The organism is Paenibacillus sp. FSL M7-0896, from assembly GCF_037975415.1.
Taxonomy (GTDB): domain Bacteria; phylum Bacillota; class Bacilli; order Paenibacillales; family Paenibacillaceae; genus Paenibacillus_AQ; species Paenibacillus_AQ silagei.
On the sequence record NZ_CP150250.1, the window covers coordinates 3,709,840 to 3,723,492 of the forward strand.

Here is a 13,653-nt window from a genome sequence, read left to right on the forward strand (position 1 = left end):
CCCCTCTCCCCTGATTCCCGCTAATCCAATAGTTTCTGACTAGTATCACTTACACATTCTAGAAGCGGATGATTCAAAAATCAAGGAATAACACGGCATTGAAATATTGCCGGGCCATCGCCTGAAAATAACAGGTCTGCACCGAAATCGCAGCGATCAGCAGCATATTCTGCACCGCATCCCGCTGCCCTCTGCTCAGGTGGCTGAGCCGCTTCATCATTTTGTCCATGGCCGACTTGATTGCGCTGTCCGATTTCCACAGGTATTCCTTGGGATTTCCGGTCAGAGCCTGCCCCTCAGCCGGCACCGGGGAACGGGTCTTGATCTCCTCGAACAGCTCAGCATACCCGTGATACAGCTGTGCCGGCTCTACCAGATCATCGTCATCGCGATCAGGCGCCAGGAACAGCATACGAAAGAGCTGCCTGATGCTCTCGAAATCAAGCGCCGCCTTCAGATCATCTATTATAAATAGAATGGCCGCCTGATTAATGGAGTACTTCTTCCCTTCACGCGGGGACCCGAGATATTCCTTGAAATCGCGCTTCACCCAATTCTGCATAGCAGAGACGGATAAAGTGGAATACTCAATCAGACCGCCAAGCGAAGCAATTTCACCCAAGGACAGCCCTTTGACGCCGCCGCCTTTGATCAGCTTTTGCAGAATCGGGGGGATATCCGTAGACAGAAAAGCGGGCAGGCTTGTCCCCTCCCGCACCTCGTCGCGGTGGAACTTGGTCCAGGCTTCCTGCAGAATATGGAGCGGCTTCCGCTCCGAGTTGGGCCCTAGAGACAGTAATAGTCCGGACATCTCTATCCGGCTAAGTGTAAAAGCTTCCATAGCTGGCAACCCTCCACCATTTGATATTTCACTGAAAAGTTCGTACAATAGGTTCATATGAACTCATAATATGAGTATAACCTATTTTAGGGACGAAAGGGATGGTAAAGATTATATGGGTATAGGACTTAGTTTGACGCTCGTGGCAATTTTGATTATTTTAACCGCATTTTTTGTAGCGACGGAGTTTGCAGTAGTGAGATTACGGGGCAGCCAGGTCAGCCAAATGGTGCTGGACGGCAAGAAGAACGCACTGGCAGTACAGCGGGTAGCCGCTAACCTGGACGGATATCTGTCCGCCTGTCAGCTCGGTATCACGATTACTGCACTCGGGATCGGGGCATTGGCAGAGCCTGCCTTTGAGCAGCTGCTCATTCCACTGTTTGATCTGGCTGGTGTGAGTCACAACGTTAGTAAGCCCATTGCTTTTGCATTGGCCTTCATTATCGCCACCTTCCTCCACGTCGTGGTCGGAGAGCTTGCACCGAAGACCGCCGCTATTAATATTCCGGAGAAAATTGGTCAGATTACCGCACCGCTGATTATTTGGTTCTACAGAATATTGTACCCTTTGATTTGGATCATGAACGGTTCTGCCAACCTGCTCGTCCGTATGTTCGGCATGAAGCCTGCCAGTGAACACGGCGACGCGCACAGTGAAGACGAGATTCGCCTGATCTTGTCCGAGAGCTATGAGAGCGGCAAAATCAACAAAGCGGAATATGGTTATGTTAACCGGATTTTCACCTTTGATGAGATGCTCGCCAAGGAAATTATGGTTCCCCGGACAGATATGGTATGCCTGTTCACCGATCATTCGCTGCAGGAGAATTTTGAAATTATCCGCAAGGAGCAGTATACCCGCTTCCCTGTAGCTGACGGCAGCAAAGATAATATCATTGGCATGATTAATACCAAGCAGCTCTACCTGCAATACGACAATAATCCTGATTTCGATTTCAAAAGCCTGATCCTGCCTCTGGTGACAGTATCGGAGGTTACGCCAGTAAAGACCCTCCTGACCCGTATGCAGAAGGAGCGTGTGCATATCGCCCTGCTGCTGGATGAATACGGCGGCACCTCCGGTCTGATTACGATTGAGGATATTCTGGAGGAGATCGTCGGTGAGATCCGCGATGAGTTCGACGAGGATGAGCGCAGAAATGTGGAGAAGCTGAGCGACACTCATTATCTGTTCGACGGCAATGTCTCCCTGCTGGAGGTCAAGGATCTTACCGGACTTGATTTCCATGATGAAGAAGTCACCACAATCGGCGGATGGCTGTACAGCCATATGGAAGAGCCGGCTGTCGGCAAAAGCCTCACCTACGAGCATGTCATCCTGACGGCCCGCGAGATGAACCGCCACCGTATCCGCAAGGTGGAGATCCTGATCGATCTTCCGGTCACCGAAGAATCAGATGCACACCACGAGTAAGTCTTATAGATATGCTGTAAAGGAAAAGGCGCTTCCCGTGAGTTATCGGGGAGCGCCTTTGCTCTTATTTAGGAAATCATAGTTTCTTTCTTTTGTGGATAAGGGAGGCACAGAGATCGGGGGCGCCACGTAAGCCGAATATAATCGAAAAACCGATTACATTTGGATCGGGGGCGCCGCGTAAGCCGAATGTAATCGAAAAACCGATTACATTTGGATCGGGGGCGCCGCGTAAGCCGAATGTAATCGAAAAACCGATTACATTTGGATCGGGGGCGCCGCGTAAGCCGAATGTAATCGAAAAACCGATTACATTTGGACCGGGGGGGCCACGTAGGCCGAATGTAATCGAAAAACCGATTACATTTGGATCGGGGGCGCCACGTAGGCCGAATGTAATCGAAAAACCGATTACATTTGGATCGGGTGCGCCACGTAGGCCAAATGTAATCGAAAAACCGATTACATTTGGATCGGGTGCGCCACGTGGCCGAATGTAATCGAAAAACCGATTACATTTGGATCGGGGGCGCCACGTAGGCCGAATGTAATCGAAAAACCGATTACATTAAGCAAATGAGGGGTACTCCTGCCCCTGAATTCACCGGATGCCTCTTGAAGTGGGCGGATGGGGAAGGACGGTCTGACCAGATGAGTTGTGTGGACCGCATAACTTCTTACATCATTCACCCGCAATTCACCCACAGGGTGATTTTGTTCGTGTAGGCTATCTATCCATATAGTTAATGCAATTAATTATAGATCTTACCCATATAATATTCGTCCACCCATTGTCCATCCACCAGCAGCGACTTTCTCTTCAAGCCCTCAATTTCAAAGCCCTGCTTCTTATACAGCGCAACCGCCTGTTCATTATGCTGCATCACGGTAAGCTCCAGTCGCATGATGCCGCTGCGTTTGACCCACAATTCCATCTCACGGAATAATCCGCTGCCGATTCCCATGCCCTGATAAGCCTTAAGAATGCCTATAACAATATAGGCACTGTGTTTGTTGCGGCTGAAGGTTCCGCCTTCGACAGAGAGATATCCTGCAAGCTCACCGTCTGCTTCGGCACCGATCAAGAGTGAGGTTTCCGCCTTAGTGTAGTCTGCAATTCTCTCCTCCACCTGAGGAATACCCGTCCGTCTCTCCCCTGGAGCAAACATCATGTAGGAGGTCTCCTGATCCAGCCTGTGTTGCAGGCACAAGAGCGCAGCGGCATCTTTCGGGATGAGCTCCCTTAGGGTTACGTTCATTTCCGTTCAGTTCCTCCTGTAGGTTGAAGCGATATGTATTTTTTGAAAAGCTTGCTTCCCTCTCCGTCGTACCCCAGACGCTCATAGAACCGGTGAGCATCCTTACGGATGCTCTTGCTTGACAGCATCACCTTAAGTGCACCTCTGGCTGCGGCAGCCTCTTCTGCGAACCGCAGCATGGAGGCTCCTATTCCCTTGCCTCGCAGCTCCTCGATGATGACAAAACGCTCTATCACTGCGAACGGACGGTCACCGCTAAGCGCATCCATACACAGATGCAGATGAACCGTACCGGCAACTTCCCCGCCCTCTACATAGACAAACAGCAGACTATCCGGATTATCGGCAATTTGACTTATTCTTTGGGGGGACACATGAATATCGCTGGAATCCGGCAGCAGAATCCGGTATAAGCCCTCTATGCCGGCAGCGTCCTCCGCCCGTGCTTCTCTTATCATCTATAATCCTCCTCTTGTACAATAATTAATGAGATTAACCTTTATAATTAATCTCATTAATTAACTGATATAACGGCAGAGCATTAACACGTTTCCGTCCGGGTCCTTGAAGTTAAACCAATGGTCATTCTCTATATCGGTAAGGATCTCAGCTCCGCTGGCTTTGACATAATCATAGGCGGCATCAATATCGTCGGTAAGCAGATGGAAGGACGGCACCTTCAGCACGGCTTCGGCTGTGAATATTTTGCTGTCCAGCACAATCCCCGGCCCCTGCATCGGCACCTCATACAGATGCCCGAATAATACTTCGCCTTCAAGCGGCAGTCCGAGCAGACTGCAATACCAGTTCTTGGACCTTTCGATATCACTAACCGGGATGAAGACAGCACCAATCTGATTGCGTATCGGACTTGTCACAGCAGTATAGCCTCCTCATAGAGTGCAAGTTGTTGAATCCTACAGCCTTTAATGATTTCGATAAAATATGTCAATTTCCTGCCTGTTTAGGGATGAGAATATAAGTTATGCTATAATCTTGTCAGATCCTATCCCTATTGTCAGGAGAATGAACTTGGCTAACCTTTTCTTTGGGCATTTGAAGCTAACGCCGCCCAAAATACTATCGCTCGGCTTCGTGCTGCTTATCGCTGCCGGAACCCTGCTGCTGTCCCTGCCTGCCGCTTCTACGGGCGGAAGAATCTCGTTCATTGATGCGCTGTTCATGGCGACCTCTGCGACCTGTGTAACCGGACTTGCCGTCATAGATACGGGTACGCAGCTTTCGACCTTTGGACAGATCGTGCTGCTGGTGCTGTTCCAGTTCGGCGGTCTTGGATTCGTAACGATGGCTACGCTGATTACGCTGGTCCTGAACAAACGAATCTCATTGAAGGAACGCCTCTTGCTGCAGGAATCCATGAACCAGAATTCCATGCAGGGGATCGTGAAGCTGATCCGCCGGGTTCTGATCTATTCTCTGGTGATTCAATTGACCGGTGCCATTCTGCTGGCTGCCCGATTTGTAGTAGATATGCCGATAGGCAAAGCAGCTTATTATGGACTATTCCATAGCATCTCCATCTTCAACAACGCGGGCTTCGATTTGTTCGGCGATATTCACGGGCCGTTCAGCGGCTTAACCCGGTATGTAGAAGATCCTGTTGTGAATATTACCTCCATGCTGCTGATCTTCCTTGGCGGAATTGGCTTCATCGTCTTATCCGATGTGATCGACTATCCCAAGCGCAAGCGGCTGATGCTGCACTCGAAGGTCGTGCTGGCGACTTCAGCCGTGCTGATTCTGGTCGGAGCCATTGTCTTCTTCTGGCTGGAGCTGAACGCTACACTGAAGCCGCTGCATGCCGGAGGCAAGATTATGGCCTCCTTCCTGCAAGCTATTACGCCCCGCTCCGGCGGGGTGACCACCATTGAGATTCCGCTGCTGCGGGAATCTACCCAATTCCTGATGATTCTGCTGATGTTCATCGGGGCGGCTCCCGGCTCTACGGGCGGCGGAATCAAGATTACCACCTTTGCCATTCTGGCCAGTACCGCCTACGCCAAGCTGCGGGGCAAAGAGGATATCGTCATGTTCCGCCACCGGATCTCGAAGGAGAATGTCTACAGAGCCATAACCATGACATTACTATCACTAATGCTGGTGGTTATCTCCACCATGCTGCTGTCCGTAACGGAGAGCGCCGATTTCCTGAGTGTATTGTTCGAGGCGGTGTCCGCCTTCGGTACCTCAGGCATCACCATGGGACTTACCACAGAGCTGACCACGATCGGCAAGGTGCTGGTGATCATTCTTATGTTCGTCGGCCGGACCGGACCGCTTACCCTGGCCTATGCCCTCAAGCCTAAGAACAGCAAGGAGTTATACCGTTACCCGGAAGGCAATATCACCATCGGTTAAGGGCCGGCGACTATTAAGAACAAACGGGTGAATGAGATTACCTGCGCGCCAGCAAATGTATGCTGTTTTCCGCATACATTCGAGCCACACGCCTGCACGCCACTTATACGTAACAGAAGAAAATCATAATCTCCTCTACAATTAAAAATGCGACCCTGCTCGTCCAAGGCAATCAGACGGGACGGGGTCGCATTGTTATATCCGGAATAAGCTTAAGCTTCCTCTTCCGGGATCTCCTGGGTATCCAGTGCTGCATCCAACAGCTGATTGTACAGATCATCGTCATTCTCCAGCAGCGCATCCACTTCCAGGAACTGCTCCTCACTCCCCGGTTCACCGGCGAAGCTCAGACTGTAATCCCATTCGGTTCCACGAGAGCTGAAGAATGTAATCTCATAAGGGGAACGGTGATTCTCTAATGTAAATACCGTTCTCCCCACAAAACTTCTATCCTCTACGCGTTTCATTTCTGCTTTGGTGATTTCCAGGTTCATCCTCTTTCCTTCCTTTCATCTGATCATGCCCACAATATTCAGTATAACATTGATATGTCAGCATTTCTCTTTCCTTTTGCGCTGTAATTGACTTTTTTCATCCGGCGGTTAATAATTTAGTACAATGCTTATACAGAGCTAAAAATTATGGTAATGGAGGAAATGTCAATGACTGAAACAGAGCTTCAGGACAAGCTAAGTAAATACGCTGATTTAGCAGTACAAATCGGTGTGAATGTTCAGCCGGGACAAATCCTGGTTGTGAACGCTCCGATCACTGCGGCTGAGTTCGTCCGCCTGATTACGGCCAAGGCTTATGCCATTGGCGCCAGCCAGGTGAAGGTGAACTGGAGTGACGAGTTCATTACCCGCCAGCAGTTCGAGCATGCCGCACCCGAAGTATTCACCAAGGCCCCAACCTGGTTTGCCGGTGAAATGACTGAGCTTGCAGAGAACGGTGCCGCCTTCCTGTCGGTCATTGCCGAGAACCCGGATGCCCTCAAAGGCATTGATCCTGAGCGGATTGCGAGCTTCCAGAAGACACGGGGCGCAGCGCTTACGAAATACCGTGAATTGCAGATGTCCGACAAAGTCAGCTGGAGCATTGTAGCGATCCCGTCCCAGCCTTGGGCAGACAAGGTGTTCCCTGAGGTCCCTGCTGACCAGCGCGTAGACAAGCTGTGGGAGGCCATCTTCCATACCGTCCGTCTGGACCGTGAGGACCCTGTTGCCGCCTGGCAGGAGCATCTGGACACGCTGGAGTCGAAGGCCAATGTTCTTAACGCGAAGAAGTACGCGAGTCTGCACTACATAGCACCCGGAACTGACCTTAGCATTGAGCTGCCTGAAGGCCATTTATGGGCGCAAGGGGACAGCATCAATGCCAAAGGTCATTCTTTTGTCGCCAACATGCCAACGGAAGAAGTGTTCACAGCTCCGCTGAAAACAGGCGTGAACGGTACGGTCCGCAGCACGAAGCCGCTCAGCTACGGCGGAAATGTAATTGACGGCTTCTCGATCACTTTTGAACAGGGCCGGATTACCAGTGTGAGCGCTGAGCAGGGCCAGGAAGCCCTCGAATATCTGATCAGCCTGGATGAAGGCGCCAAGTATCTCGGGGAAGTTGCACTTGTGCCGCATCAGTCGCCGATCTCGGAATCAGGGATTCTCTACTTCAATACCTTGTTCGACGAGAATGCCTCCAACCATCTGGCTATTGGCACTGCCTATGCCTTCTGTCTGGAAGGCGGCAAAGAAATGAACCAGGATGAACTGACCGACCGCGGCCTCAATAACAGTGTGACTCACGTTGACTTCATGATCGGCTCGGCCGAGATGGATATCTACGGAATTACCGCTGACGGTACGCGCGAGCCGGTCTTCCAGAAGGGCAACTGGGCCTTCTAACCCCTTTATAAGCTATTGCATTTCATTAGATAATGAATGGAGCTGAAGCTATTGCTGGATTTCAACCAAAAGCTGGAGAATTACGCACTGCTCGCTGTAAAGATCGGCGTTAATATTCAACCCGGCCAGACCCTTGTCGTGAATGCGGATATCGTATCGGCTGAGCTGGTCCGCCTGATTGTACGCCAGGCCTATGAAGCAGGTGCGAAGCTCGTCAAGGTTAACTATTCCGATGAATTCGTCACCCGCACCCGATATGATCTCGCACCGTCCGAGAGCTTCCTGGAGCCGCCGAAGTGGCAGGCTGATGAGCTGGAGGATCTGGCACGGGGCGGAGCGGCATTCCTGACAGTCATCTCCGCGAATCCGGACTTGCTGAACGGAGTAGATGCAAGCCGCATTGCGGACCATCAGAAGACCGCCGGTCAAGCTATGGCTCCTTACCGCGAGATGCTGATGGCTAACCAGGTCAGCTGGACCGGCCTCGCCTTCCCATCCGCCTCTTGGGCCGCGAAGGTGTTCCCGGATGCTGCGCCTGAGCAGCAGATTGAACTGCTCTGGGACGCCATCTTCAAGGCCGTGCGCGCAGACCAGGAGAATCCGGTGCAGGCCTGGAGTGTCCATCTGGCCGGCTTGAAGCAGCGCTGTGAGCTGTTGAACGCGAAGAAATACCGCAAGCTGCACTACACGGCTCCGGGCACCGATCTGACGATCGAATTGCCTGAAGGACATATCTGGTGTCAGGCGGGTGCGGTGAACAGCCGCGGCATGTCCTTCCTGGCGAACATTCCGACCGAGGAAGTATTCACCGCTCCGCTGAAGACGGGTGCGAACGGCACGGTCCGCAGCACGAAGCCGCTCAGCTATGGGGGCAACATCATCGACCGCTTCAGCCTGACCCTGGAGAATGGTAAAGTTACAGACTTTACCGCTGAAGTGGGCCAGGAAGCCCTCGCTTCCCTGCTGGCCATGGATGAAGGTGCCGCCTACTTCGGCGAAGTGGCGCTTGTGCCTTTCCACTCCCCGATCTCGGAGAGCGGCATCCTCTATTACACTACCCTGTATGACGAGAATGCTTCCTGCCATCTGGCACTTGGCGCTTCCTACGCCTTCACCCTGCAGGACGGCATTAATATGAGCAAGGAACAGCTTGTAGACAAGGGCATGAACCAAAGTCTCACTCATGTAGACTTCATGATGGGCTCCCCGGAGATGAATATCGACGGAATTGCCGATGACGGCTCCACCGACCCGATCTTCCGTAATGGAGACTGGGCGTAAGCCTAATCTTTGTACTATGAATGAGACCCCGCTATCTCCTCTTGAGGAATATGGCGGGGTCTTTGTGTTTACCAGGGGACTTTTCCCCTGAGAGTGCTATGTGATGAGAGTGCTATGAGATTTAATGAGTGAGTGGCTGATTGCACTTTCTGCAATAGAATTCACGGAAACTACGGTTAAAACACCTTCTGCTGCATTTCGTACAACAGATTTCCGGATTTCAGCTCCAAACCCCCGTTTTCTCAAAATTCTAGTGTATAAAGTGCAATAGATCCATTTTTTCGGCGAAAATAGCGCTCATCTATTGTATAAAGTGCAACCGAAGGTGAAGTTAAGTGGGTCAAAGCAACCCAAATAGCCCAAATGTGAACATTCAGTCAAAGAATTTTCACAATATTGTTGAAATTAGTTCACAAATATGTCACAATACAATTATAGATAGTGTTTACAGTTCCAAAAGAGGAATGTTTTAGTCCATGAATAATCTAAGGAGGGAATTCAGATGAAAGAAACTTTCACTCATGACAACACGGATTCTATGGAAACAGAACGTCTGGAAGTCCAGGCTCCCAAAGACTTAAGTATCGTTGCCTCCGACGCCATCAAGTACACCGCCTACATCATGCTGCTGTTCGGATTCCTGTACTTCCTGGTTGCCTACCTTGGCCCCATGCTGTAAGGCTGCTTCAATATACACAAGATACGCAGTACAATCACATATTCGTAAGCGCTTACGGCCAGTCTCCTGCGGGAATGAGATTAGCCGTTTTTATTTGTATCCCATGTCAAAACGCCAAAAACGGCAGCCCTCTTCATATGAAGGACTACCGTTCTTTGTCTACTTCCAGCCCAGCGCCTTGTTGATCCAGGCAACCGCCTCCGGTGCCCACGCCGCTTCCATACGTGAACGCAACCAGGCTATCGCCTCTTCTCTCGATCCCTCAAAGGGCAGAATGCCCGCTTCATGCATCCAGTGCCCCGAGGTTTCAAAAGAGGTGCTGTTCCAGCCATTCGGCTCTCCGTCCGCATTCACCCGTTGCTTCACGCCGGAGATTACGATATCCAGAGACCCTTGCAGCTCCGTTACTGCATTGTCAAAAGCCGTTTTCTTCTCCTTGGCCTTCATATCCGCCATAGAGCGCAGCTGGCGTGTCTCTATTCCCTCATTCGCCCGGATAATCTCCAGCAGAGTCAGTGCTTCTCTCGTGGCCAGGCCGCTCTGATACCGCTCTTCTAGAGACTGCCGAGGCCCGAACGCTGCCAAGTAAGCCGGAAGCCACTCGCGGGATACGAGCACGGCTTTTTTCTTGATGAATTTTCCGTAGCCGGCTAAGCCTTCTCCGGGAAATCTGACCCGCCAGCGCCAGGGGTCCAGCTCTGTATCCGTATGCCAATTCTCCGCCAGCGTCAGCCCGTTCACAGACGGATGCTCCGGGATCAGGGGTGCCAGCGGCACAATCCCCAGTCGGGCGACTACCTCAGCCATCTCTTCAAAGGTGGTTACATTCTCTTGCTTACCTGCTCTGCCCACGTCATTCAGCCTCCTACATCAATCTGGCTTGTACACCAAATTAAGCTTATCACTATAAACGGGAAAATTCACTTCCTGCAGGTTAATCACATTTTTTAACTTCGCCCCGATAGTTAGCCATTCGAAAACTGGCCCCGCATCCACATGAGGCTTTGGCATTAGGGTTATTCATGGTGAATCCGCCTATCATTCCGCTTTGTTCATAGTCAATTTCGAGACCATCGATATATGGAATACTCTTCGTGTGAACTAATAGACGAAATTTATCTTTATTGAACACCACATCCTCCTCTGTTTGCTGCTCATCCAAGACAAGGGTATAAGACAATCCGCTGCATCCCCCTTCTTCAACACCTACTCTAAGAAAAGAGTGCCTTGTATCAGCGGTTAATAAGATTTCGGCGATTTTCTCTGCTGCGATCTCACTGACCTCAATATTCATCTTCATTCCTCCTATACAAGCTTAGTTTAGTTTTGGCAACCCCAGTCCATTAAACAAGGTATGAACGTAGCGAGGGCTACTCCTTTTGGTGTAAGTTCATACATGGTTTTTGTAGGGCGCTGCGGACTGGTTCTCTTGACCAGATTATGATGTTGAAGCTCCTTTAAACGCTGGGAAAGGATTCTTTGCGTAATGGAAGGGATACTCCGGGTTATTTCGCTAAATTTCTTCGGACCGCAAGAAAGAGTGAATAAGATATGGATCGTCCATTTAGACCCGATGATGTCATAGGCTATAAGAAGTTTCTCCTTATCCTCATTGGACAATGACCGGTACACCCTCTTTCTTAGGATCAGCATTCTTGATGGATTGCGGTGAGATCCGGGTGCTGGCAATGATACTTATGACGATCAACAAGAGATGGAAGCCCATGGCTACAATTAAGCCGGATTGCAGTGACATTCCAGCAGCCTGACACACTACAAGGATGGAACCCCCAATCCCGATAACTACACCGGGTGTAAAAGAATCCGCAAATTGCAGATTTGCCGAGGTTTGGCCCGCGCCGCCTTCCCCTGTTTGGGAAAAGGCTACAACACCGCTAACCGGATGCGCCAATCCAATGCCGACCCCGGCGATGATCTGACCCATAACTGCAACGGCAATAGAAACAACCGGTATCCAAAAGACGATGGCAATCCCTATGGCAAGCAGAAATACCCCCAGAATAATTCTCATATGACGTCCACGGCCCTGATCTGCCGCATCCCAACGTCCTTGCACATACGCAATGATACACCAGCTTAGTGCAGCACTCGCTACGATTAAACCCGCCTGAGAAGGTGTAATTCCTCTCACATCAATAAGAGCCAATACCAGGAAATTCTGTGTGCTGGCATAGGCAGCGAAGAACAGCCCGCGTGTTGCCAGAATCGCTGGCATCCCTCTTCGCAGCGTAAGCGTTCCCTTAGGCAGCAATTGACGGAGCGGTAATATCATACCGACGAGGCCAATCAGGCCGAAGACAAATCCCATCATACTCGGAAGCATACTTAGAGCAATCAGGAAAAGGCCTGTACCCATCGTTAAGAGTAACGCCATCCAAGTAGATGAAGATCCGCTAGCCCCTCCCGTCTGCTGCACTTTCAATTTCCTGAAAGCAGGTAAACTAAGCACTGCTGAAACAACCAGCACAGGTAAGATCCCCCAGAAAACAAACCGCCAGGACCACTGATCTGCTATAAGGCCTGCTACATATGGACCGAGCATGGACGGAAGAACATAGGCTGTACCAAAGGCTCCAAGTATTTTGGCACGTAACTCATCCGGGTAACTTAAGGAAATAGCCGTATACACACAAGTCATCATAGCTCCGGCACCCAAACCTTGCAGGGCCCGTGATCCAATCATGATATACATATCGCCTGCTGTTGCAGCAGCGACCAGTCCTGCGATAAACAACAACAGCGCATAAGTGAAGGGTGCAGCAGGGCCTCTTTTATCTATGATCCGACCGACGACCAGCGTTCCGATAATCTGTGCAAGCAGATACGTACTGAATATCCACCCGAACAAGCTAAGACCGTTCAAGTCTCCGGCAATCGAAGGAGCAATGGTGGTTACGGACAGACCTTCGAATCCAACGGCCATCACTGACAGGATAATTCCTATGGATAGTGCAAAGTAACGCGGACTGAAAATACTTTGATGATTAGACGACATGAATGGTGACCTCCAAGAAAGTTTGGTATGTATACATCGTATCCGGATACTTAGTAAACATTTTTGTTTATAATGTCTAAGCTACAGTCCGGCTTTGACTTTGTCAACATTTTTGTTTAAAATGTAGGGAGTGATGTAGATTCAGTTGCTTCAAACAGGAGGTGCACCATGAGCCGGAATCAAATCAAAAAGGATGTCTCCACCAGTACCCGAAGAGCGATCATTGATCTGTTAAAGGAGCGTGGGGGCATGGATGTTATAACCCTCTCCTCTCAATTTTCGTTGTCTGGAATGGCTATTCGTCAGCATTTGAATGCACTGAAGGAAGAAGGATTGGTTACCAATGTGGAAGAGGCGCGTCCCATGGGCCGCCCCACCAAGCTGTGGATATTAACTCCCGCGGCTAATCGTTTTTTTCCAAGCGGATATTCGGATTTATCCATCAGTCTCATTAATTCGATGAAAGAGGCATTTGGCAATGAAGGGCTGGACAAGCTTCTGGATGTTCGAAATAAAAATATGCAGGCACAATATCTTCAGCATCTTGGCGCTGCATCGGATGTGAGAGAGAAATTGGAGAAATTGGCTGAGATTCGAACGAATGAAGGTTATATGGCCGAGGTTAAGGAGCAGGAGGATGGCAGTCTCTTATTCATCGAGAAACATTGCCCGATCTGTGAAGCGGCGGCTGTATGTACCGGGTTATGCAAGAATGAGTTGCATTTATTCAGAACGGTTCTAGGAGATGATGTTCATATTGAACGAGGGGAGTACATTTTACAGGGAGGCAGAAACTGTATTTACACCGTTAGGCAACATAAGCCGTGACAACAAGAGCAACCTCACTTGGAGATTGCTC

The 13,653-nt window shown here is 50.3% G+C and carries 15 protein-coding genes; 7 read left to right on the forward strand and 8 right to left on the reverse strand.

What is annotated here, in order from left to right; all coding sequences use genetic code 11:
* Nucleotides 1-73: 73 nt before the first annotated feature.
* The gene (locus MKY12_RS15630) at nucleotides 74-841 is read right to left on the reverse strand and encodes a DUF1836 domain-containing protein (RefSeq protein ID WP_339257187.1); all 768 of its coding nucleotides are present in this window, start codon (nucleotides 839-841) and stop codon (nucleotides 74-76) included.
* Between the two features lie 115 nt (nucleotides 842-956).
* Between MKY12_RS15630 and MKY12_RS15635 the strand changes: the two genes are divergently transcribed.
* Both MKY12_RS15635 and MKY12_RS15640 read left to right on the forward strand, forming a co-directional pair.
* A complete protein-coding gene (locus MKY12_RS15635) occupies nucleotides 957-2,279 on the forward strand; it encodes a hemolysin family protein (protein WP_339314545.1) in 1,323 nt (440 codons plus the stop codon).
* Between the two features lie 92 nt (nucleotides 2,280-2,371).
* Nucleotides 2,372-2,779 (forward strand): hypothetical protein, encoded by a 408-nt coding sequence (locus tag MKY12_RS15640; RefSeq protein ID WP_339314547.1) that lies wholly within the window; start codon nucleotides 2,372-2,374, stop codon nucleotides 2,777-2,779.
* Between the two features lie 252 nt (nucleotides 2,780-3,031).
* On the opposite strand, the gene MKY12_RS15645 is transcribed toward MKY12_RS15640, so the two are convergent.
* From MKY12_RS15645 to MKY12_RS15655, 3 genes are read right to left on the reverse strand one after another with little or no spacing between them, the layout of a single operon-like run.
* On the reverse strand, nucleotides 3,032-3,538 hold the full coding sequence (locus MKY12_RS15645; protein ID WP_036726610.1) for a GNAT family N-acetyltransferase: 507 nt from the start codon (nucleotides 3,536-3,538) through the stop codon (nucleotides 3,032-3,034).
* The gene (locus MKY12_RS15650; protein WP_036726608.1) at nucleotides 3,535-3,996 is read right to left on the reverse strand and encodes a GNAT family N-acetyltransferase; all 462 of its coding nucleotides are present in this window, start codon (nucleotides 3,994-3,996) and stop codon (nucleotides 3,535-3,537) included. The genes MKY12_RS15645 and MKY12_RS15650 overlap by 4 nt, the downstream gene beginning before the upstream one ends.
* A gap of 60 nt (nucleotides 3,997-4,056) precedes the next feature.
* Nucleotides 4,057-4,416: a VOC family protein gene (locus tag MKY12_RS15655; protein ID WP_339257192.1), complete on the reverse strand. Its 360-nt coding sequence runs from the start codon at nucleotides 4,414-4,416 to the stop codon at nucleotides 4,057-4,059.
* A gap of 148 nt (nucleotides 4,417-4,564) precedes the next feature.
* Between MKY12_RS15655 and MKY12_RS15660 the strand changes: the two genes are divergently transcribed.
* Nucleotides 4,565-5,917: a TrkH family potassium uptake protein gene (locus tag MKY12_RS15660; RefSeq protein WP_339257194.1), complete on the forward strand. Its 1,353-nt coding sequence runs from the start codon at nucleotides 4,565-4,567 to the stop codon at nucleotides 5,915-5,917.
* Nucleotides 5,918-6,129: 212 nt separating this feature from the next.
* On the opposite strand, the gene MKY12_RS15665 is transcribed toward MKY12_RS15660, so the two are convergent.
* Nucleotides 6,130-6,411, reverse strand: a complete 282-nt coding sequence (locus MKY12_RS15665; protein WP_036726604.1) for a hypothetical protein — start codon at nucleotides 6,409-6,411, stop codon at nucleotides 6,130-6,132.
* A 162-nt stretch (nucleotides 6,412-6,573) separates the two neighbouring features.
* Here MKY12_RS15665 and MKY12_RS15670 point away from each other — a divergent pair, with 162 nt between their 5' ends.
* The 3 genes from MKY12_RS15670 to MKY12_RS15680 all read left to right on the forward strand — a co-directional run bounded on the left by MKY12_RS15670 (nucleotide 6,574) and on the right by MKY12_RS15680 (nucleotide 9,778).
* On the forward strand, nucleotides 6,574-7,818 hold the full coding sequence (locus MKY12_RS15670) for an aminopeptidase (protein WP_200869557.1): 1,245 nt from the start codon (nucleotides 6,574-6,576) through the stop codon (nucleotides 7,816-7,818).
* 51 nt (nucleotides 7,819-7,869) lie between these two features.
* Nucleotides 7,870-9,099: an aminopeptidase gene (locus tag MKY12_RS15675; RefSeq protein WP_339314883.1), complete on the forward strand. Its 1,230-nt coding sequence runs from the start codon at nucleotides 7,870-7,872 to the stop codon at nucleotides 9,097-9,099.
* 502 nt (nucleotides 9,100-9,601) lie between these two features.
* Nucleotides 9,602-9,778, forward strand: coding sequence for a hypothetical protein (locus MKY12_RS15680; RefSeq protein WP_155991496.1), 177 nt, complete (start codon nucleotides 9,602-9,604; stop codon nucleotides 9,776-9,778).
* Nucleotides 9,779-9,937: 159 nt separating this feature from the next.
* On the opposite strand, the gene MKY12_RS15685 is transcribed toward MKY12_RS15680, so the two are convergent.
* The 3 genes from MKY12_RS15685 to MKY12_RS15695 all read right to left on the reverse strand — a co-directional run bounded on the left by MKY12_RS15685 (nucleotide 9,938) and on the right by MKY12_RS15695 (nucleotide 12,794).
* Complete coding sequence (locus tag MKY12_RS15685; protein ID WP_339257198.1) at nucleotides 9,938-10,630, reverse strand: hypothetical protein; 693 nt, start codon at nucleotides 10,628-10,630, stop codon at nucleotides 9,938-9,940.
* Between the two features lie 82 nt (nucleotides 10,631-10,712).
* Nucleotides 10,713-11,072, reverse strand: a complete 360-nt coding sequence (locus MKY12_RS15690; RefSeq protein WP_339257200.1) for an iron-sulfur cluster assembly accessory protein — start codon at nucleotides 11,070-11,072, stop codon at nucleotides 10,713-10,715.
* A gap of 315 nt (nucleotides 11,073-11,387) precedes the next feature.
* Nucleotides 11,388-12,794 (reverse strand): MFS transporter, encoded by a 1,407-nt coding sequence (locus MKY12_RS15695; RefSeq protein WP_339257202.1) that lies wholly within the window; start codon nucleotides 12,792-12,794, stop codon nucleotides 11,388-11,390.
* Between the two features lie 168 nt (nucleotides 12,795-12,962).
* On the opposite strand from MKY12_RS15695, the gene MKY12_RS15700 reads away from it, so the two are divergent.
* Nucleotides 12,963-13,622, forward strand: coding sequence for a metalloregulator ArsR/SmtB family transcription factor (locus MKY12_RS15700; RefSeq protein WP_339257204.1), 660 nt, complete (start codon nucleotides 12,963-12,965; stop codon nucleotides 13,620-13,622).
* Nucleotides 13,623-13,653 lie beyond the last annotated feature (31 nt).